Genomic DNA, 19,001 nt, shown 5'->3' with positions numbered 1-19,001 from the left:
ATCGTCGTGTTCGCGTTGTACGACAAGGTAACGCTGCAAGACGTCGCGGCGCCGTTGGAGATCTTCGCGCGCGCCAACGATTTTGGCGCGCAATACCGGGTGATCTTGGCGTCGTTGACCGGCGATGCCGTCGATACGACGTCGTTCGTGACGCTCAAAGTCGACATGCCGCTGGCCGATGTGCCAGAGCGGTTCGACACGCTGATCGTTCCGGGCGGTGTGCCGCCCGACTTCAACTTCACGCCGGGCGAGCACGACATTCCCGAAGAGCAGACACCCGACGTGGTGGGGGCGGCGTTGGAGATGGTGGGCGAACTGGCCCCCCGGGCCCGCCGGGTCGCCACGGTCTGCACCGGAGCATTCGTCCTGGCGGCGTTGGGGTTGCTCGACGGCCGGCGCGCGACCACGCACTGGGCGCATTGCCAGGAGCTGGCCCGGATTTATCCGCACGTCGAAGTCGACCCGGATTCGTTGTTCGTCCAGGATGGCCCGTTCGTCACCGGAGCGGGAATCAGCGCGGGTGTAGACCTCGGGCTGGCGATGGTGGAGAGCGACTACGGCGCCGACGTCGCCCGGCGGGTAGCGCGTTGGATGGTGGTGTTCCTCCAGCGCCCGGGCGGTCAGGCGCAATTCAGCGTGTGGACTGAATCGGCGTTGCCGGTATCGCGCGGCCTCCGCGAAATACTCGACGCCGTGGTCTCCGACCCGGGGGCCGATCACTCGCTGGCTGCGATGGCCGAACGTGCTGCCGTGAGCGAGCGGCATCTGGTTCGCATGTTCCATGATCAAGTCGGGCTTACGCCGGCGCGGTTCGTCGAGCAGGCCAGGCTGGAGGCGGCGAAGGTATTGCTGGCGACCGGGGATCACGGACAGGAGGCGGTCGCCCGGCGGGCCGGATTCGGGTCGGCCGACACGATGCGGCGTACTTTCCGCCGTGCACTGGGGGTTTCCCCGAGCTCCTACCGAAGCCGATTTCGCACGACCGGCATCCACCGTTAGCGGTGCCCAACTAGCGGCTTGAATGCAACACAGCAACCGTGTTGGTATTTGCTTATGCGTCAACTCGTGACTACAGTCACAGCCGGGTTGGGATCTACCTCGGCAATTAAGGATCTCGTTGTGAATTCGAGCTTTAGCCCCTCGTCGACAGCAAAGGTTTGTGCGGTCTGTGTCGGCGGACCGCTGATAGCGCTCAGTATCGGTGCGCCCGTCGCCTTGGCCTCGCCGTCCGACGGCAGCGCCACTGGCGGTGCGCAGAAACAGACATCGTCGAACGACAAGCCCAAGGCGGGGCCGCGCAGTCAGCTTTCCGCCGCGCGCCCTCGCGCTGCTGACGAACCACAACCGAGTCAGGACTTCGCCCTGTCGTTCAACGGCCGCACCGTGGTCCAGTCCGGCAGTGCCACAGCGACTTCGGATCCGGGTTTCAACTTCGCGGTGGCAGGGGCGGGCAGTAGTGCGCACGCCGGCGGTGGTTTCTTCAATATCGCGGTTGCCGACCACAACAGCACGGCCACTGCCACTGGCGGGATCCTGAACTTCGCCAGCGCCGACAACGACAGTACCGCGACCGCCCAGGACGGCATCTTCACCGTGGCGCAGGCTCAAAATGGCAGCACGGCAACGGTTTCCGGAGGAAAGCTCAACATTGCCGATGCAAACAACGGCAGCACCGCCTCGGTGAGCGGCGGCGACCGCAACCAGGCTATCGCCGACGGCAGCGGCAGTACAGCCTTCGCGGGCAACGGAAACAACAACGAGGCCACTGCACTCTGCGGCTCGCACGCCGACGCCAGTGGTGGCGACAACCTGCTGGTCACCACGCCGGTCGGCGGCTGCCAGTAGCCCGACCGCGCCGTCTCAATCGACCGAGCTGACGGTCGCGTCGCAGATCGGCACGTCGACGCTCATCGCGTGCGGCACAGTGTCATTCGGCGCGGTAACGACCAAGGCGCCCCACCGCGGACACGCCTTGCCGGTCGTGGCGTCGATAGCGGAAGCCGAGACGTCGGCGGTAGCGGTGTCACCAGGGTTTAGGGTGAGGCGGTGTGCCGCATTGGCAGGACGACGCGGCACATTGATCAGCACGCCACCGGCGGGTGTGACGAGGTCGGCTCCGGGATAGCCGACGAGCGTGCAGGGTCGTGCGGATACGTTCGTGAAGGACACGGTGACGCGACGTTGGGTATCGGCGGACTCCAGGGGTCCAGCGGTGACGGTGAGGTCATTGCCGGCGCACTGACCTGAGGCCGTCGGGGCCGACTGCGGCGGCGAGCTCGGGGTGGCGGTCACCGTCACGGTGGCCGGCGCAGTCGGTGGCGGCGTTGCCGCCGTCACCGTCGTGGTCGCCGGCGCTGTTGTGGTCGACGCCGCCGGAGGGGTCCGCTCGGTCGAACAACCGGCGAGCAGAACAGCCGTCAGCAGAAGTAGTGCGGTTCGTGCGGATGTCATGTCGCAATCACACGCCGTTGGCGGCGCTACCGATTCCAAATCGGCCGGTTTTCCGGCAACTGATCGTGGGCATTAGAGGACGCATGAGCAAGCTGGCCCGACTTCGGCACGCCGAGAAACGCATCGTAAAAGTTCAGCGGCGGGTTTGGCTGGCGCAGGTACTGATGTGGCCGACGATCATCGTGGGCGCGATCGTGTCGGCAGGCGCGCTGGTGTGGTTCCTGCAGCGCCGTTCCGGCGGTGGTCGGCACGAGATGCCGGAAATACCGGGAGCGCACGAAGCAGGCGTCGTCCATCCGGAGGGCGGCGCACCCTAGGGACGTCGGTGAGTGGTCAAGCGCCGCAATCGTTCCGAGCTGGTCGGGCCGCTACCAGATGCGGATCCAGTCGATGAGCATCGCCGCCGGCCAGGTGCCCAGCGACGGATCACCGCCGCCGGGCCCGCCGACCGCCAATGTGAACATCGGCGCCATCCAATAGCCGGGGTTGTTGAACGGCCAGCGCAGGTCAGTGGGGTTGCCGTGGACCGGGATCGGCTTCGGCGGCACCGTGAAGTACGGCTTCGCGCCGTCGACATAGTCACGCCAGAACTTGAACCCGTCGGCGTCCCAGCGCATCCGCCAGGTGTGCCATGCGCCGTCGACCAACCCGGCGATCGACTTGCTTTCCCATGTCTTGCCGTTCGATGCGGCGTGGACCGTGGTGCCCGGGGCCCAACTGCGGTTGCCGTAGAACTCGAAGATGTCGACCTCGCCGTCGGGCAGCGGGTCTTCGTTGACCGCCCAGTAAGCCGGCCACGCTCCCGAGGTCAGGCAGTCGAGCTTGGCCCGCGCCTCCCAGGTGTGGCCCATCGGCACCCGCCAATTACCGCGCACCTTCCCGCTGAAGAATTGGTCGTCTTCATGCGTGGCCAGCAGTACGAGGTTGGAGTTTCCGTCAAGGAAAACGTTGCGCCGGTCGTCGCGGTACTGGCTCTCGACCGGCGGCCACACGTCGTCCTGCCAGTTCTGGATCGACCAATTCGCGGGATTCGGCGCCGACCCCGCCGGTCCGTCGAAGTCGTCCTGGAACAGGTAGGGCGCTTCCGCTTGGGCGCTCGGGAGCGGGATTGCAGCGGCCAGCAGGCCTAGTCCCGACATCAACATCATGCTTCGGCGGTCCATTTCGGGCACGGCTCGACCATAAAGCAGTCACCGCCCGAAGGCGCGGATTTGTCAGCCGAAGATGTCCCCGTCGACATAGAACCACCGACGGGCGCGCACGGCGAAGCGGGAACGCTCGTGCAACATCCCAGGTTGGTGGCCGTCTCGGTATTGCGCCCGGAACTCGACTTCGCCGGATTCATCACCCGGTTGACCGTCGAGCGTGTCGACGATCTCCAGCCCGACCCACGTCAATCCGTGGTCCGGGGTCATCGCGCTTGGCCGAGTTTTCGGATGCCACGTCCGCCACACGTAGTCGAGGTCGCCGACGAAGTAGGCGCTGTAGCGGGAGCGCATCAGCTGTTCGGCGGTGGTCGCGTGCGTCTCGCCGCGGTGCAGTGGCAGGCAGCAGTCACCGAACGCTGAACCGGAACCACAGGGGCACGCATCGATGGGCCGCACCCTCTCAGTGTGGCAATCGGCTAGGCGCCGACCAGCTCCGGGTGGAACTTGGCTGCCATCCTTCGCATTCCATCGCGCCAGTCCACCGTCGTGGTCCCGATCAGCTCATGCATCTTGGTGACATCCAACGGGTTTCCGCGCAGCGTCTGCTCGGTCTCCTCGAATACCGGTTCCTTGCCGACGAGCGAGCCGAGAAAGGTGCACCACTCCTGCAGGCTGACGTATTGGTCACCGCCCCAGTTGACGGTGGTCGCCGGAACCGAGGCCACCTCAAGGAGTTTGGGGATCATCGCGATGATGTCGTCTTCGTGAATCGGGTTGTAGACGGCAGGCCCGCCGGGCGGAACGGGGATGGGCATGCCGCCGAGCATCATGTCCATGTGGAAGAGCGGCCATCCACCGTTATCCCCATAGGGGACGTTGAGCCGCGCAATCGTGGTCGGGACGCCAAGGGCGCGCGCCATGGTCGCGACGACGACCTCCCCGGCGATCTTGGTGATCGAATACGTCGGCAGCAGGGGCTTGTGGTTGTCGCCGAGAACCGTTCGCTCCGTGCGTAGTTCGTCATCCGGCGGATCGTAGACGGCGCCGGATGAGCAGTGCAGGAACGCCTTCGCGCTTCGGCAATGCGCCATGAGAAGGCCCGCCGATTCCGCGTTGGCCGCCATGTCCTTGTCCCAGCGCCCGCTCTTGGCCACCGCCAGGTTGAGGACGTAGTCGAAATCGGAGGGCAGTCCGGTGAAGTCCCCGGCCGCCATATTGACGGCCTCGCACCGGACACCGGACTTCTCGAGCTGGTCCCGTGCAGCGGGGTCGGTGAAGCGGGCGATGCCCCACACCTCGTTGTCGGCCGCCAAAGCTTTCGCGACAGGGACAGCGACCTGGCCGCTCGCACCGGTGATCAAAATCTTGGATCCGCGCATCGGCTGATGGTAGGCAGGCCAACCGGTCCTGACAGCGATTTGTCCCAGTGCCGATATGGAGGCCGCCGGGGCGACCGATTTGGTCCTTGCAGAATGCTGAGCAGTCGCTCAAACTATGAGCGTCCAGCCTCGGAACAGGCCGGCACCCATCCGAACAGGAGCAATCATGGGCAAGCTCGACGGCAAGGTCGCATTCATCAGTGGGGCTGCCCGGGGCCAAGGCCGCGCGCATGCGGTGCGCCTTGCCGAGGAGGGTGCGGACATCATCGCGATCGACGTGTGCGCGCAGTACCCCACCGTGGTCTACAAGATGTCGGAACCGGACGACCTGGACGAGACCGTGCGGCAGGTTGAGTCCCTGGGCCGACGCATCGTGGCGCACCAGGCCGACGTCGTGGATTTCCCTGCGCTGCAGAAGGCGTTCGACGACGGGGCGGCCCAGCTCGGTGGAGTGGACATCGTCGTCGCCAATGCCGGGATCGGCCCTGGCGGGCAGAGCACCGACGACGAGCAATGGGATGACGTCGTCAACGTCAACATGAAGGGCGTGTGGAACACCGTGCGCGTGGCGGTGCCGACCATGCTCACCCAGGATCGGGGCGGCTCCATCATCCTGACCAGCTCGACCGGTGGCCTCACCGGCACTCCCGTGGTCTCCGGCGGGATGCTCGGCTACACGGCCGCTAAGCACGGCGTCATCGGAATCATGCGCACCTACGCAAATTATCTTGCGCCGCACTACATTCGCGTTAACAGCGTGGCGCCGACGACGGTCGCCACACCGATGGCCAACAACGGTGACCTCAGCATGCTCAAGAAGTACGAGCCGGTCATGGCGCGGGCGTTGGAGAACGCGATCCCGGTCGATTATGTCGAGGCGCGCGATGTCGCGAATGCCGTTGCGTGGCTCGCCTCTGACGAGGCGCGCTACGTCACGGGCACCGTTGTGCCGGTCGACGCCGGCCTGCTCAACAAAGTCTGACAGTCCACATCAACGCCGAAGCGCCAGCCGGCCCCACCCTCGTCGGGGCCGACTGACGCTGTCGGGTCGAACTTACTTGCCGGCCTTCGCGGACCTCGCGGACTTGGCCGTCGAGCCCTTCTTGCCGGAGCCGGCCTTGCCGCCGGTGGACGATCCCGCCTTGGTGTCGCTCGACGAGGAATCGGAACCGCCGGTGGCCGAATCGGTCACCGAAGCGGCCGTCACGGCCGGGGTGGCCTTGGTGCTGGCCGTGGTGGAACCGGTTCCGCCAGTCGAGGATTCGCTCGCTTCAGCAGTCGCCTCGGTGGTGTCGGTGGCACTCTCCGACGCCGCCTTGGTGGCACCCTTGGCGCTCGACGCCGTGCCGTCAACCTGCGGGGCGGTCGACAGGGTGACCGTCGTGGCGGCGGCGGGCACCTTGGCCGCACTGATGGCAGCCGTGGGCGGGGCGGGGGCTCCGATGGCCTGGGCGATGACGTCGCGCAGTGCGATCAGGCTGGCGATCGGTCCGCTGGCCAGGAACCCGAAGTTCGGGTCGTAGGGCGTCAGAAGGCCCGGGGCATTGATGAATCCGAGGATCGTTCCCGAACCGTTCAGGAAGCCATCGACCAGGTTCGCGGGGAGATTCACCAGAGTGTTGACGACGGCAGCCGGGTCGCCGGCGACCACTCCGTCGTAGAGGTCCTGCGTAGCCTGCACGGCGGCGTTGATGGTCGACACCAGCGGGAACGTCATCGGCAGGATGATCTGGAACACCGAGTCCGGCAGTGTGGCGAACGCCTTGGCGAAGTTGTTCACCGTGCTGACCAGTGGACGCGTCAGATCCGAGATGGCCGTGACGCCCGCCAATGCCAGTGGGATCACGATCTGGTTGTTGAAGGTGTCGAAGGCACCGACGATGTTGCCGCTTTGGAGCTGGCCGCGAGCGGTGGCAATCGTATTCGGGGCGCCGTCGAGGATCTGCTTGACGACGGTCGCGTTGGAGTCGAACCGCGTCTTCAAGTCCTCGAAGGCGGCCATCTGGTTGAGAACGATCTGCTTGAGGATCGGGGCGGGACTGTCACCGATCTGCTGGCCGATTGCACCGAGATTTGCTGCGGACCTCTGGAAAACCTGAATCCAGTTCTCGATCGGGTTCACCGCGGCGCTGAGCTCGACGCCGACCGACGATACCGAGCGCTGCACAGCCTGGAGGTCGGGCATCGGCGGCGCCAGCGGCGAAATCGCGATGACACTCGCTCCCACAAGCGCAACACCAGCGGTGGCGTACGGACGAACAGCAGCGTTCATGACTCTCCTTCGACACAAGTTGGCCCCCTGGCGTCAGAACGTACCCCAACTTACTCGTCGGTAATAAGGGGTTCCGGAAACTTTTGTTCGCCTGGAAAGCAACTCAGATAGCTGCGCTACATTCTGAATCGGTGCCGGGAACGCGCAGTTCACGTACTTTTTGACCGTGCCGACACGTTGCCGGTGCGTGAACGGCAGGGGTTGACCAGCTACCGCTTTCCACTTGTTATCTTACCTGTGGGTAAGATAACAAGTTTGCTGCGAGTGTGTCCTAACTTACTTTTCAGTAGCCTAACTGTGCTTATGTAATTTTTCAAATGTTTGCGCGCCTAACGGACCGCGCAGCGGGCGCCGCGACCGTCGCCACGGTGAGCGCGGCGCACACGCAGGCTTGGACGCCCCGTCGGGCCAAGCCGTTCCCCTGAACCGACATGCATTCATTGTCGAGTTTGCTGAGTGGCCGGAAATTGGTTGCGCGACGCGTCCAGATGGCGAGATGCTCGACTGCGAGCAGTCGGAATCGGGAGGATGCGTGACGGGCCGGCCACCGCGCGACGTCGGCTGCCCGGAGTTTCAACGGCCCGGCGACGGGTACCTGACGAATACTTGAATGATGCATTAATTTGTCTGGTACGAGCCTTGAAGGCTCGCTCAAGCCGATCGGGTCATAGCCGCCCCACCAGGCCAACGTGCAAGTCGGGAACGGAGCCACGATTGAACGCCCGTATCTGTCTTTCACTGTGCGCCACGCTGCTTGCCGCGGCATTCCTCTTCGCACCCGGCGCGCACGCCGAAGCCATACCCGGAGCGGAGGAGGCCATCGCCAAGGCCGAAAGTGCGCTGGGCACAGACGCGTTCGGTCCATACGGATGTGAAGCCTTTGTGGCCTACGCCTACGACGTGCCGCAGGCCAAGTACGGCTGGGACGGCGCCGCCGAAACCATGTACCAAACACTGCTTCGACAGGGTCAGATCCACACCGCCATGGATGCCCCGCGGGGAGCGCTCGTCTTCAGTAAGAGCCCCTATGGCGCGCACATCGATATTGCGCGCGGGGACGGGACATACATCTCTGGCGGCGTCCAAGGACTCAAGCGTGGATACGGCGACGGGCACAACATCCAGATCCTGCCGAGTCCCCATGTTGGGTCGGGCGCGACGTACCGGGGCTGGAGTCTGGGCTATCCGCAATAGCTCTGCTCAACCAAAGCGCGGCACGACCTCGTTGGCGAGTTCGATGTCGTCAGCGCGGTCCTGATCGGTCCACGCCCCAATGATCTGCGCCACCTTGATGCCGATTAACAGTCCGTCCTTTACCGCCACGATGCTTTCGGCCGGGCCGAACCAATAAGCCTCGAACTCGACGCCCTCAACGCGGTTGTCCGCGCGGATCACATGGAAATGGTTGACGGGCGCGGTGGGGTCGGTCGGCATCGGGTAGATCAGAACGGAAACCTCGCGTGTGCTGCCGGTGTAGTAGCAGCCGTCGTCGCCCACCGGCAGTGGTGGTGTGGCGTCGAAAAAGAGCTGACGCTGAGCGTCAGCGCCCGCGTACTTCTTGGCGACTTCCGGAGTAAGCAATTCGCACGCCTGGCGCGTCAGCGCGGCGCCGGTAGGTGCTGCGCTGACCGGAGCTTCGCTCGTCGCGGTGATCACCGGCGGCGGAGAGCTCGGTCGCTGGCAGCCCGTGAGGGCCGTGACGGCCGCAGCACTCATAAACGTGGCCAACAGGATTCGGGTGAACATCAGACTCCCTCGAGCTTGACGATGCGGCGGTTGCCGTCATCGGCTACGTATACAGCGCCTTTGGCGTCGACAGCGACGCTGACGGGACGTTTGAGTCCGGTGAACGGCAGCACCGTTGGCGTGTCCGATCCGGGGTTGAGTTTCAGTATCCGATCCCGTTGTGCATCAATCACATACAGCGCACCTTTCGCATCGACGGCGATGGCAATGACGCCGTTGAGGCCGGGGAACGGCACCACCGACGGACTGCTCGCCCCCGGTTCAAGCTTCAGCACACGCTTGCCCTGGCCGTCTCCGACGTAGAGGTTGCCTGCGGCGTCGAGAGCCATCCCCGCGACTAGGTTCATGTGCTGGAACGGCAACAGTTCCGGTGTTTTCGACTCGGGCGCCGCCTTGGCCACCTGAACGGGCAGACAGCATCCGCCACCCGAGTCCACTCCGCCGTCGTTCACGCCGTAAACAGTGCCTGCGTCGTCCACCGCCCGAATCGCACTCCACTTGCCAAGATTGGGCAGCGGCACCACGGTCTGCTCGTCGGCTCCATGCGCCAGCTTCACCAGTCTGCTCGGCTCCTGCCCGCCATCAAGGACCCATACCTGGCCGGAAGGATCAGCCATCACGGTGGCGCGCGTGAACGGCAATAGCTTTTGGGTAGTCGAGCCGGCAGGTAACTCGAGCACGCGATTGGATCCGTTCCTGGTCGCGGCGACATCGGACACGAACACGTTGCCCTCAGCATCGACAGAGACATCGTAGGGCCCATTGAGGTCCGAGAAAGGGAGCACTGACTGGATGGGCGCCGGAGCCGGCACCTCGCTCAGCCTCGACGGGGCGGACGCGTGATTGCATCCGGTGACGCCAACTGCGAGCACGAAAAGCAGTGCGATCAGACGGTGGTACGTCGGTGTCGAGTGGGGTTCATGCGCACAGCGCCGGGCGAGGGCCGCGGTTCCCCTCAGTGCGAGCTTCGAGATTCTCATGCCCTTGTCCTTGGTCAGCGAAAATGTCTGCGCACAGACTGCGGTGCCCTCCTTGGCGTTTTCTTGGTGACGTCGACCGTGGTGCGCGACGGAGGCCGGGCCAGGGTGGTCGGCACCAAGAATCTGCCAAGCGTCGCCATGAACTGTGTTTCCAGCACCACCACCGAACGCAAGGAAACCCACACATGTTCACCTCACGCATCACCAAGCCGGCCATCGCAGCGGGCATGATCGGCCTGGCCGCGCTGCTTGCCGCGGGCACCGCCAACGCCGACCCCGCCGACGATCAGTTCCTCGGCGCGCTGCACCAGCAGGGCATCGGCTTCGGCAGCCCGGAGTCGGCAATGAAGGTCGCCCACCACGCGTGCGACGCACTCGGCGCGGGCATGGAGCCCAGCGACATCAGCGCCAACATTGCAGGCGCGAACAGCCACATCGATCGACAGACCGCCGTGGTCATCGTCGTCGACGCGGCGATGGCGTACTGCCCGCAGTTCGTGCATCAGATGGCGAATGGCGCGACAGTCGTCGGACCGAATCGCTGACGTACCAACGTATAGGCCCCGGAAGTGTCCGGGGGCTGTCGCGTGCAAACCGGGCTTTGAAGCCGCCGCGTCCAGTTCCACGATTTCGTTGTCGGACGTGCTGATCGCGGCACAGGTCCTCCGACCTTTCGGTCTTGCGGGTCCGGCGCTCGAAGTTTAGCCCGCACGCGGCTGGCGCCATTTCCGCGTACACGAGGCAACCTCGGGCTGCGCGGTAGCCGGTCGATCGGCCCATAAACGGCCCCTGCCAGCTCGACCACAGCGCCCCCAGTGAGACTCGAACTCACAATTGGCGGATTCTTAAGAAGGGGCAAGCCGAGTTTCGCGACCTCGGGGTTCGCTCGCCCGAATAGGCTATATCGGCTGTAGGACAGCGCTTTTGAGTGCTGCCGGTACGGGTCGGGTTCGACGCTGATTCGCCCTGAATCGCCCCCGGTCGCCGCGTTCCCGCCGCGACGAGAGATGCGAGCGGGTGTTCACTACTGCGGGCGGGCTGGAGCGTATCGGTGTGTCGTGCGAGCCGCCGTTGGCCTCTTGGTGCAACGATCCCGTCATGGGCGACCGATTGCGCGACACGATGGACGGGACCCTCGGTCACTTTTGGATGAATTTCGCCGATGTGTACAACCTCGATAAGGCGGACGACGGCCACGTTCGATTAGCCGACGATGACTTATTCCACATAGGCACGCTACGCACTCGCAAGTTCAATAACGGATTTGGCACCAGCCGCGAGCGCCTTCCTATGCCCGACGCGATCTACGCAATGACCAACGTCACCCGTTCAATTTTTTTCGACATCGCGGGCGTCTCTCAGTCGAACGTGATGGGGGAACGAGCCTCGACCCAGACCGTGCGGACACGCGGTGTGATCGTGAACGTCCCGCTCTCAGCGCTCAAGGACGACAAGTTCCTCACTGTGGAGCTTGAAATTCCGCAAGTAACGAGATGGGCAGGGTTTACCACTATTCGCGAGGAATCCGTTCCCCCAAGCGGCAATACGGGCAAGCAGTACCGGGCTCAGACGGTGGAAGTAAACCCCCTTGAAGTGGAGATTCGACGTGGTTTTAGTGTGAAGCTGGACTCGACGTGGCACGTGGACGGTCCTGACGATCGGCGAACGATCAACGCGCCTCTCGTCGTTGGCACGTCAAGCCGCACACCGCGTAGGTGGCACGACCACCTTGTACCGCTGCTGTCCGTCCAAGATCTGATCAATCTCGCTCATGAAGGTTTCGTGCCGGCAGAGCAAGCGAGAGTCGAGTTCAAGATTGAAGACGATGGCAGACCCCGCGATTCCGCCAGGCTATGGAACTCACGATTGATGGCCCTGCCTCGCCGAGGCGGCGTATCAAGCCCAGAATCAATGACCAGGGTGCCGCTGTTCCAGCTAAGCCACATCGGCGGTGTTCGGGGGCTGCGCAACTGGATTCGCCTCGACCACGATCACGCGCGAGCTACCGGACCGATCACGAACGCCTATCGATACGGGACTCCCGGCGTCGAAGTCCATCTGATTGAGATCGCCACCGGCATGGAGTACTGGACGAAAGTCCACCGCGAACTAGGGCGAGCCTGGGCAGAACCAAGACGTAGAAGCAGACGCGTTTGGGAACCGCTGCCGATGTCGATCGGCCGCCACGTCGGCCCCGCGTTCGCAGAGTTCGTCGGGGACTTGGGCGGGTGGAGCCGGATGTTCTGGGATACCTATAACAGCTTGAAACACGCTCCCAATTACGAATACGACCCCGCCGTGGTGCAGCTTCTTGGCGAGACCGGGGAGCTTCTGCTGCTCGGCGCTCTGCTCAATAGGGTTGCCAACAACAGGATTCCAATGGATGCGCTCTGCCAGAGCCACAGAACTCACATGATGGGGTACAAAATGCGCAAGCTGCTTGGCGCGGGCGAGTTTTCGCCGCGATAGGGGCTGCACGCCGGCCGCGTGCTGGCGTGGTGGGGCGCTGTCGCGGGCATGCGTTATAGGCCGCTCAAACGAACAGGAGCGGGCGAAATCGCGGACTCCTACCGGTTCTACGTCCATAGTGCTAGGTTGTACATACAGCTTGATCTACTGTACGTAGAGCGCAATGGAAGAACGGGAAAGCCCATGTCGAGAGGACCAAATCGAGATTTCGAGCGCGTCGAACTGCCCGAGGACCTGTATTCGGGCAAGTATCGCGGTTGCTACCTGCTGCTGTACTCCGATGGAACGGTCAAGCTGTCTGGCTATGACCGCCGCGTGGAACTTGTCGAAATGCTGAACCGTGGCGGCAACACGACCAACGGTGGCCATGTATTCGCGAAGCTGGACGTTCGCGAGGGAGTCGACGAACCACGCGCGATCCAGCCCCGTCGCGACGATCTCGTGACGGTGCGCCGCGATACTTGGGAGGCTCTGATGCGAGTTGGGCGCGGCGCGTAGGCTGTGCGGCCTAAACCGACTGCCACCCGAATAGGTTGACGACGTTGTCGACCCGTTCCGCGGTGCGCACCGGGGCGGGTGGCTCGGGTAGGTTGTTGAGCGCGCCGCCGTCCTGCTTCGGAATGTAGTCGCCGTAGGTATCAAGCGTCAGAGTGAAGATGCTGTGCCCCAACCACTTCGACACCTGCACGAAGTGAGTGCCGGCCGACGGCTGAAGGACGGCGAAGGTACCTCTGAGTTTGGCTTCGGTCCAGGCCTCATGCCAGTCCGCAAGGAGACCGCGCCGGCCTGTCAAGGCGGGATGTTTCGGGCGAAATGTCCACCGGTCGGGTTCACGAGTAGCGACGGCCTCAGCGTGCGCGTGCGGGAAACAAGTTTGCGACGTGGCGACTCGCCGCGCGGCTATCCGGGTGAACGCGTCGAATGACGGGCCAAAACAAAATCCTGGTACCAGGGGCTGCGCACAGTTTGCAGCCTGGCCACGCGGCTTCCAGTCTGATCCCCTGCTGCACTGGGACGCGCGCGAACGCGATCGAGCACCGCTTCGACGGACACCGCGGCCCGATAACAGTCCCCGTTCCCGGAGCGCGTTGGTGCGAGCCGACGTTAAGGTTGCAATCACTTTTGGGCTAACATCTGGCGGTCGGTTGTAAGGGGGCGATTCTGAATATGATCACGGTGGCTAGCTGATGACGAACAGCCCAAATCTATCCGCAGGTGGCCAAGACGCTATCGACAAACTAACTGAGAAATTTCAAGCAGACCTACTGCAAGAAGCTGATCGATTCGAATCAGCGGCGCGGGCGAGCGGGGCCGCTCAAGAAATCACTGCTCAGCACCTGCACCAAGCTGATCTCGTGATCCGTCAAGCGCTATTGCCCCGTAAGCGGAAAAAAGCTGACATCTTTCTCGCGCTGGGGTCGCCTGGCGGCGCTGCGGTCGCCGGATACGCCTGCTCGAATCTAGATAAAGGGTGGGGGCCGATAGCTGTGGTTATCGCCACGGTAATCACTCTCGGCTGTGAGGCCATCCGCTTCGTAAGGGGACAATGATGGCCGACCACAAAATCACTGAAGCCGGGCTACGGGAGCTAGAGACCCACCTTAGTGATGAGCGGCGCGAGATTTTGAGCCGTGCATATGAAAAGCATTACGCGGATAAGAATCCAGGCCCGTTTGATGCAGAAACGATCGCCGATGCCATAGCGGAAATCCACAGCGAGTCTCGGGTTAGCTCTAATGTCATCGAACCACTAATAGTGAGCCGCCAGGTGAAACTGCGTAGGTTACGCCTGATCCTGGACCTATATCAGCTCGCTGGAGTATTGGTTGGCGTGACCGGAATAGGCTATCTTCTCTATGGCCTTCTCGGCCAGTGGCTTCGCAAGTCTGTCGACGGGAGTTATTCGTCATATTTTGCAAGCACTTACTACCCGCCGGCATTTCTAGCCTCGTATCTCGGATTCGTGATCGCCTATGCCACCTGGTTCTTGGGCCGCCGCCTGCTCGCCTACCGAGAGTTTCTGTTCGGCGCGGAGCAACTTGCGGCTACCGATGCGGTTGCCCGTCGTAGTTCCGTACCTAGAAGCGCCGAAGTTGCAACTCGCTTTCTTTATGAGTGGACAACGCTCGAGAGGATTTTAAGGACCGTCTACGAGGACCAGTTCAATCAGGCGACGCCCAATCTGAGAGATGCGCTTCGACGGCTAGAAGACGAGGCACTGCTGTCGAACTACGAGACGGCCAAGGTTGTTGAGAACCTTCGCCTACGTAATTTGCTAGTACACGGAGATTTCCCTGAGAACATCCCTGTTTCTGAACTTGCTAAGGCCACAGACGAAATCAGACAGATTCGACGAAAACTCGAAATCCGCGAGCGCGAGCGCCCAGAGCGGGAAGTCTAAACGCGCAGCAATTCAAACGATCCGGCCAGGAGTCGACGCGGCCTCCAACGCTCCACGCGGGCGGTCGCGTCACCCTGGCCACCGCCGCACGTGGGCATTCACCTCGGTGTCGTGGTGATCTTTGCGTGTCCCATGAACCGTGCGACCCCAAGCGGCCCGCCATCCGGGCGAGTTAGCTACGGAACTGCACTCGCCGCCGCGACGAGATCCCTTCCGAGCCGAGCCGTTCGACCCGAAGGCCCACCTACCAGACCTTTACCGTGCCCCCACTGGGACTCGAACCCAGACTTGACGGATTTTAAGTCCGCTGCCTCTGCCAATTGGGCTATGGGGGCCCACCGGTGCGAACCGGCACAAGCACCGTACCCACAGCACGACACCCCGGGGGAAGGGCTCCCGGGGTGTCGTGAGTTCTGGGGTCAGGCAGCGACCGCCTCCGGCTTCTCCGAAGCTGCGCGGCCGTCGTCGAGCATGGTCACCTCGTCGAACGGGTCGCGTCCCGACAAGACGTCGTTGACCTTCTCGTTGTCCACTGTCTTCGTCCACGAACCCACCAGCAGCGTGGCCACTGCGTTGCCGGAGAAGTTCGTCACCGCACGCGCCTCGGACATGAACCGGTCGATCCCGACGATCAGTCCCACCCCGTCGAGCAGCTCCGGCCGATGCGCCTGCAGGCCGCCGGCCAGCGTCGCCAACCCGGCTCCACTCACTCCGGCCGCGCCCTTGGACGCCACGATCATGAACACCAGCAGACCGATCTGCTCGCCCACCGACAGCGGGTCACCCAGCGCGTCGGCGATGAACAGCGACGCCATCGTCAGATAGATCGCCGTGCCATCGAGATTGAACGAATATCCCGTCGGCACAACAACACCCACCGTGCTCTGCTGCACCCCCAGGTGCTCCATCTTGGCGATCAGCCGCGGCAGCGCCGACTCCGACGACGACGTCGCGAAGATCAGCAGGTACTCCCGCGCCAGGTAGCGGACCAGCTTGAAGATCGACACCCCGGCCACCATCCGCAGCAGCGCGCCCAGCACCCCGAACACGAACACCACACACGTCAGATAGAAGCCGAGCATCAGCACCAGCAGATTGGTCACCGCGCTCCAGCCGGTCTGGCCCACCACGTTGGCCATCGCCCCGAACGCGCCAATCGGCGCCAGCCACAATACCATTGCCAGGATCTTGAACACCAACCGCTGCAGATGCTCCACCCCGCGCAAGATCGGCTCGCCTTTGGCGCCCATCGCCTGGATCGCGAACCCGACCAGCAGCGCCACGAACAATCCCTGCAGCACATTGCCATCGGTCAGAGACGAGAACAGGGAGGTCGGGATGATGTGCTGGATGAAGTCCATCAAACCGCCTGACTCGTGCGCCTTTTCGGCCAGCTCGGCACCCTTGGCTGCGGTCGAATCGGACAGCTTGAGGCTGCTCCCGGGATGCAGCAGGTTGCCCACCAAAAGACCGATGCCCAGCGCGATCGTCGACATCACCAGGAAGTAGCCGAACGCCAACCCACCGACCTTGCCGACGGTGGCGGCTTTGCGTACCGATCCGATGCCCAGCACGATCGTGCAGAAGATCACCGGAACGATCATCATCTTGATCAAGCTGACGAACATCGTTCCGAGGACGCCGACATCCTTGCCCACCGACGGGGCGGCCAGTCCGACGACGACGCCGGCGACCACCGCGACGATGACAGCCAGGTACAGCCAGTGCGTGCGATCCCGGCGCTTCGGCGGCGCCGGCTTGTCCTCGCCGCCTGGGCGATCCACAACCGTGGTCATGACGGTTTCCTTCCGGTAATGCAGCAATGGGTCTGGAAAGATGATTTACCCGCACGTGACGCAGGTCACGCTTTAGTTCATTTCGTTCAGCGCGGAGGTGAGCAGTGCCCGTTCTCCCCCGCTCGTTGGCCGGGCAGGCCTTCGCGCTGCAGGCCGCCGTCATCGTGCTGGTGGTGGTCGCCGGCAGCGCTCTGGCCCTGTTCGACGCCAAACGACATGGGGACGAGGCCGCCCGCCAGCAGGTGACCGCCATCGCCGTGGCCCTGGCCGACTCGCCGTCGACGGCGAAGGCCATCGAAAGCGGCAACGCGGCACAGGTTCTGCAGCCGGTGACCGAGGCCGTGCGCAAGTCCACCGGCATCACGTTCATCACGATCATGGCGCCCGACCGCACCCGGTTCACCCACACCAACCCCGAACAGATCGGCCAGAAATACATCGGCACCATCGAGCCGGCGTTGCGCGGCGAGACCTACACCGAGGTCTACACCGGCACCCTCGGCCCGTCGGTGCGCACCATCGCGCCGGTGCGCGACGCCGGCGGACAGGTGATCGGTCTGGTCGCCGCCGGCATCACCCTGGAGAGCCTGGCCGCCCGATGGCGTTCGCAGTGGCCGATGATCGTCGGCGTCGGGATCGGCGCGCTGGCTCTGTCCTTCGTCGGCATCTGGGCGATCAGGCGGCGCGTCCTGAACCAAACCCACGGGCTGGCCCCGGACGAGTTGCGGGTGATGTACGACCACCACGACGCGATCCTGCACTCGGTCTCCGAAGGTTTGGTCGTGCTCGACCGCAACGGTGTCGCCCTGGCCAACGACGAGGCCCGACGGCTGCTGGCCCTGCCGGCCGGACCGATCACCCGCGCCGACCTACCAGAGTTCCTGCGGGGCAACGACCCCGGCGTCCGCGACGAGGTCCGCCTCACCGACGATCGGGTGCTGGTGGTCAACCGCTCCCAGGTGAGCGCCTCGGACTCCGAGGTGGTCACCATCCGCGACCGCACCGAATTACAAGGCGCGCTGGGTGAATTGAGCTCACTGCAGGGATTCACCGACTCGCTGCGCGCCCAAGCCCACGAGTCGGCCAACAAGCTGCACACCGTCGTCACGCTGGTGGAGATGGGCCGCCCCGAGGAGGCCGTCAAGTTCGCCACCCAGGAACTCGCGCTGTCCCAGCAGCTGGTGGACCGGGTGTCCGACGCCGTCGGCGAACCCGCACTGGTGGCGCTGCTGCTCGGCAAGACCGCCGAGGCGGACGAGCGCGGCATCGAACTAACCATCACCGAGGAGACCCACCTACCCGCCGAAACCCTTTTGACCGCACAGGAAATGGTCACCGTGCTGGGCAACCTGATCGACAACGCGATGGACGCCTGCGACCGCGACAATCCGTGGGTCGAGGTCACCGTCAACCAGGACGACGAGCGGCTGCAGATCCAGGTCGCCGACAGCGGCGCCGGCATGGACCCCGAAACGTTCCAACGCGCCATGCAACGCGGCTACTCGACGAAGTCCGGCAGCGACGCCGGCCACCAGGGCCTCGGGCTGGCGCTCGTCGCACAGATCGTCAACCGCCACGGCGGCACCTTGACCGCTGACATCACCTACGGCTCGGTCGTGACGGTGACCATCCGATGATCAACGTGTTGATCGTCGAGGACGAGCCACTCATCGCCGAAGCTCACCGCACGTATCTGACTCGGCTGCAAGGCTTTACCGTCACCGGAATGGCCACCACCGCACGCGACGCGATGCGGATGGCATCCGAGGCCGCCACCGACTCCCCCGTCGACCTGGTGCTGCTCGACCTCGGCCTGCCCGACGCCAGTGGGATTGCGTTGGCCTCGGCCCTCTCCGGTCTGCGACCCGCACCCGACATCATCGCGATCACCTCCGAGCGCGATCTGGAGATGGTGCGTGCCGCTGTCGCGCACGGCGCCCTCGCCTATCTGCTCAAGCCGTTCACGTTCGCGGCGTTCCGCGACCGCCTCGAGCGCTACCGCCGCTACCGCGAGGCGCTGCCTGCCGGCACCGAGGCGGCCAGCCAGGCCGAGGTCGACCGGGCGCTGGCCGAGCTTCGCAGCACCGACAAGTCGGTAGCCCCCAAGGGTGCTGCGCCGGGGACCACCGATGAGATCGCCCGTGCGGTGCGGGACCGCGCCGACGGGCTGACCGCCGACGAGGCCGCCAAACAGGTTGGGGTGTCGCGGGTGACGGCCTGGCGCTACCTGGAACGACTGGCCGACGACGGCACCGTCACCCGCCTGACCGAGTACGGCAAGACCGGCCGGCCCAGCACGCGCTACCAGTGGCGCTGACCCGCCCGAGGCCCCCTTGCGAACCTGCTCACAGCGTTACTA

The 19,001-nt window shown here is 64.1% G+C and carries 21 protein-coding genes and 1 tRNA gene; 12 read left to right on the top strand and 10 right to left on the bottom strand.

Going from position 1 to position 19,001, the window contains the following annotated elements; translation table 11 throughout:
• Both K0O64_RS05490 and K0O64_RS05485 read left to right on the top strand, forming a co-directional pair.
• Positions 1-999 (top strand): GlxA family transcriptional regulator, encoded by a 999-nt coding sequence (locus tag K0O64_RS05490; protein ID WP_220046481.1) that lies wholly within the window; start codon positions 1-3, stop codon positions 997-999.
• Between the two features lie 216 nt (positions 1,000-1,215).
• Positions 1,216-1,845, top strand: coding sequence for a hypothetical protein (locus tag K0O64_RS05485; protein WP_220046201.1), 630 nt, complete (start codon positions 1,216-1,218; stop codon positions 1,843-1,845).
• A 15-nt stretch (positions 1,846-1,860) separates the two neighbouring features.
• On the opposite strand, the gene K0O64_RS05480 is transcribed toward K0O64_RS05485, so the two are convergent.
• Positions 1,861-2,451: a DUF4232 domain-containing protein gene (locus K0O64_RS05480; protein ID WP_071947427.1), complete on the bottom strand. Its 591-nt coding sequence runs from the start codon at positions 2,449-2,451 to the stop codon at positions 1,861-1,863.
• 83 nt (positions 2,452-2,534) lie between these two features.
• Here K0O64_RS05480 and K0O64_RS05475 point away from each other — a divergent pair, with 83 nt between their 5' ends.
• Positions 2,535-2,768 carry a hypothetical protein gene (locus tag K0O64_RS05475; RefSeq protein ID WP_220046200.1) on the top strand — a complete coding sequence of 78 codons (234 nt, stop codon included), beginning with the start codon at positions 2,535-2,537 and terminating at the stop codon, positions 2,766-2,768.
• Positions 2,769-2,819: 51 nt separating this feature from the next.
• Here K0O64_RS05475 and K0O64_RS05470 read toward each other — a convergent pair whose 3' ends face one another.
• The 3 genes from K0O64_RS05470 to K0O64_RS05460 are packed head-to-tail and all read right to left on the bottom strand — an operon-like array spanning position 2,820 to position 4,978.
• Positions 2,820-3,614, bottom strand: coding sequence for a glycoside hydrolase family 16 protein (locus K0O64_RS05470; RefSeq protein WP_071947429.1), 795 nt, complete (start codon positions 3,612-3,614; stop codon positions 2,820-2,822).
• A 51-nt stretch (positions 3,615-3,665) separates the two neighbouring features.
• Positions 3,666-4,055 carry a YchJ family protein gene (locus K0O64_RS05465; protein WP_220046199.1) on the bottom strand — a complete coding sequence of 130 codons (390 nt, stop codon included), beginning with the start codon at positions 4,053-4,055 and terminating at the stop codon, positions 3,666-3,668.
• Positions 4,056-4,075: 20 nt separating this feature from the next.
• Positions 4,076-4,978, bottom strand: a complete 903-nt coding sequence (locus K0O64_RS05460) for an NAD-dependent epimerase/dehydratase family protein (RefSeq protein ID WP_220046198.1) — start codon at positions 4,976-4,978, stop codon at positions 4,076-4,078.
• Between the two features lie 166 nt (positions 4,979-5,144).
• Here K0O64_RS05460 and K0O64_RS05455 point away from each other — a divergent pair, with 166 nt between their 5' ends.
• Positions 5,145-5,960, top strand: a complete 816-nt coding sequence (locus K0O64_RS05455; protein ID WP_096310239.1) for a mycofactocin-coupled SDR family oxidoreductase — start codon at positions 5,145-5,147, stop codon at positions 5,958-5,960.
• 72 nt (positions 5,961-6,032) lie between these two features.
• Here the strand turns inward: K0O64_RS05455 and K0O64_RS05450 are convergent, their stop codons facing one another.
• Positions 6,033-7,250 (bottom strand): hypothetical protein, encoded by a 1,218-nt coding sequence (locus K0O64_RS05450; protein WP_220046197.1) that lies wholly within the window; start codon positions 7,248-7,250, stop codon positions 6,033-6,035.
• 714 nt (positions 7,251-7,964) lie between these two features.
• Here K0O64_RS05450 and K0O64_RS05445 point away from each other — a divergent pair.
• Positions 7,965-8,444 (top strand): hypothetical protein, encoded by a 480-nt coding sequence (locus tag K0O64_RS05445; RefSeq protein ID WP_220046196.1) that lies wholly within the window; start codon positions 7,965-7,967, stop codon positions 8,442-8,444.
• 6 nt (positions 8,445-8,450) lie between these two features.
• On the opposite strand, the gene K0O64_RS05440 is transcribed toward K0O64_RS05445, so the two are convergent.
• Together K0O64_RS05440 and K0O64_RS05435 are read right to left on the bottom strand one after the other, a co-directional pair.
• Positions 8,451-8,996 (bottom strand): hypothetical protein, encoded by a 546-nt coding sequence (locus tag K0O64_RS05440; RefSeq protein WP_220046195.1) that lies wholly within the window; start codon positions 8,994-8,996, stop codon positions 8,451-8,453.
• Entirely contained in the window at positions 8,996-10,159 is a 1,164-nt protein-coding gene (locus K0O64_RS05435) for an NHL repeat-containing protein (protein WP_220046194.1), read from the bottom strand. Before K0O64_RS05435 ends, K0O64_RS05440 begins: the two co-directional genes overlap by 1 nt.
• A 2-nt stretch (positions 10,160-10,161) precedes the next feature.
• On the opposite strand from K0O64_RS05435, the gene K0O64_RS05430 reads away from it, so the two are divergent.
• From K0O64_RS05430 to K0O64_RS05420, 3 genes are all read left to right on the top strand, one after another.
• Positions 10,162-10,521, top strand: coding sequence for a DUF732 domain-containing protein (locus K0O64_RS05430; RefSeq protein ID WP_220046193.1), 360 nt, complete (start codon positions 10,162-10,164; stop codon positions 10,519-10,521).
• A 553-nt stretch (positions 10,522-11,074) separates the two neighbouring features.
• Positions 11,075-12,445, top strand: coding sequence for an ApeA N-terminal domain 1-containing protein (locus K0O64_RS05425; RefSeq protein WP_220046192.1), 1,371 nt, complete (start codon positions 11,075-11,077; stop codon positions 12,443-12,445).
• 183 nt (positions 12,446-12,628) lie between these two features.
• Complete coding sequence (locus K0O64_RS05420; RefSeq protein ID WP_220046191.1) at positions 12,629-12,943, top strand: hypothetical protein; 315 nt, start codon at positions 12,629-12,631, stop codon at positions 12,941-12,943.
• A 10-nt stretch (positions 12,944-12,953) separates the two neighbouring features.
• Here K0O64_RS05420 and K0O64_RS05415 read toward each other — a convergent pair whose 3' ends face one another.
• Positions 12,954-13,238, bottom strand: a complete 285-nt coding sequence (locus K0O64_RS05415; protein WP_425574747.1) for a site-specific integrase — start codon at positions 13,236-13,238, stop codon at positions 12,954-12,956.
• A gap of 394 nt (positions 13,239-13,632) precedes the next feature.
• Here K0O64_RS05415 and K0O64_RS05410 point away from each other — a divergent pair, with 394 nt between their 5' ends.
• The gene (locus K0O64_RS05410; RefSeq protein WP_220046190.1) at positions 13,633-13,995 is read left to right on the top strand and encodes a hypothetical protein; all 363 of its coding nucleotides are present in this window, start codon (positions 13,633-13,635) and stop codon (positions 13,993-13,995) included.
• The gene (locus K0O64_RS05405) at positions 13,995-14,846 is read left to right on the top strand and encodes a hypothetical protein (protein WP_220046189.1); all 852 of its coding nucleotides are present in this window, start codon (positions 13,995-13,997) and stop codon (positions 14,844-14,846) included. Before K0O64_RS05410 ends, K0O64_RS05405 begins: the two co-directional genes overlap by 1 nt.
• A 261-nt stretch (positions 14,847-15,107) precedes the next feature.
• Here the strand turns inward: K0O64_RS05405 and K0O64_RS05400 are convergent.
• Together K0O64_RS05400 and K0O64_RS05395 are read right to left on the bottom strand one after the other, a co-directional pair.
• Positions 15,108-15,181, bottom strand: a tRNA-Leu gene (locus K0O64_RS05400).
• Between the two features lie 84 nt (positions 15,182-15,265).
• Positions 15,266-16,642, bottom strand: coding sequence for a cation:dicarboxylate symporter family transporter (locus tag K0O64_RS05395; protein ID WP_096310228.1), 1,377 nt, complete (start codon positions 16,640-16,642; stop codon positions 15,266-15,268).
• Positions 16,643-16,746: 104 nt separating this feature from the next.
• On the opposite strand from K0O64_RS05395, the gene K0O64_RS05390 reads away from it, so the two are divergent.
• Both K0O64_RS05390 and K0O64_RS05385 read left to right on the top strand, forming a co-directional pair.
• Positions 16,747-18,279: a sensor histidine kinase gene (locus tag K0O64_RS05390; RefSeq protein WP_096310226.1), complete on the top strand. Its 1,533-nt coding sequence runs from the start codon at positions 16,747-16,749 to the stop codon at positions 18,277-18,279.
• Entirely contained in the window at positions 18,276-18,959 is a 684-nt protein-coding gene (locus K0O64_RS05385; RefSeq protein WP_071947441.1) for a response regulator, read from the top strand. The genes K0O64_RS05390 and K0O64_RS05385 overlap by 4 nt, the downstream gene beginning before the upstream one ends.
• Positions 18,960-19,001 lie beyond the last annotated feature (42 nt).

This window comes from Mycolicibacterium pallens, assembly GCF_019456675.1.
Lineage (GTDB): Bacteria > Actinomycetota > Actinomycetes > Mycobacteriales > Mycobacteriaceae > Mycobacterium > Mycobacterium crocinum.
This window is presented reverse-complemented; position numbering and strand designations above follow the sequence as displayed.

Excerpts from the sequence above, each read along its gene's own strand:
- K0O64_RS05480 (WP_071947427.1), bottom strand. The coding sequence starts at position 2,451 with ATGACATCCGCACGAACCGCACTACTTCTGCTGACGGCTGTTCTGCTC.
- K0O64_RS05475 (WP_220046200.1), top strand. The coding sequence starts at position 2,535 with ATGAGCAAGCTGGCCCGACTTCGGCACGCCGAGAAACGCATCGTAAAA.
- K0O64_RS05470 (WP_071947429.1), bottom strand. The coding sequence starts at position 3,614 with ATGGACCGCCGAAGCATGATGTTGATGTCGGGACTAGGCCTGCTGGCC.
- K0O64_RS05460 (WP_220046198.1), bottom strand. The coding sequence starts at position 4,978 with ATGCGCGGATCCAAGATTTTGATCACCGGTGCGAGCGGCCAGGTCGCT.
- K0O64_RS05455 (WP_096310239.1), top strand. The coding sequence starts at position 5,145 with ATGGGCAAGCTCGACGGCAAGGTCGCATTCATCAGTGGGGCTGCCCGG.
- K0O64_RS05450 (WP_220046197.1), bottom strand. The coding sequence starts at position 7,250 with ATGAACGCTGCTGTTCGTCCGTACGCCACCGCTGGTGTTGCGCTTGTG.
- K0O64_RS05440 (WP_220046195.1), bottom strand. The coding sequence starts at position 8,996 with ATGTTCACCCGAATCCTGTTGGCCACGTTTATGAGTGCTGCGGCCGTC.
- K0O64_RS05430 (WP_220046193.1), top strand. The coding sequence starts at position 10,162 with ATGTTCACCTCACGCATCACCAAGCCGGCCATCGCAGCGGGCATGATC.
- K0O64_RS05425 (WP_220046192.1), top strand. The coding sequence starts at position 11,075 with ATGGGCGACCGATTGCGCGACACGATGGACGGGACCCTCGGTCACTTT.
- K0O64_RS05420 (WP_220046191.1), top strand. The coding sequence starts at position 12,629 with ATGTCGAGAGGACCAAATCGAGATTTCGAGCGCGTCGAACTGCCCGAG.
- K0O64_RS05410 (WP_220046190.1), top strand. The coding sequence starts at position 13,633 with ATGACGAACAGCCCAAATCTATCCGCAGGTGGCCAAGACGCTATCGAC.
- K0O64_RS05405 (WP_220046189.1), top strand. The coding sequence starts at position 13,995 with ATGGCCGACCACAAAATCACTGAAGCCGGGCTACGGGAGCTAGAGACC.
- K0O64_RS05395 (WP_096310228.1), bottom strand. The coding sequence starts at position 16,642 with ATGACCACGGTTGTGGATCGCCCAGGCGGCGAGGACAAGCCGGCGCCG.
- K0O64_RS05385 (WP_071947441.1), top strand. The coding sequence starts at position 18,276 with ATGATCAACGTGTTGATCGTCGAGGACGAGCCACTCATCGCCGAAGCT.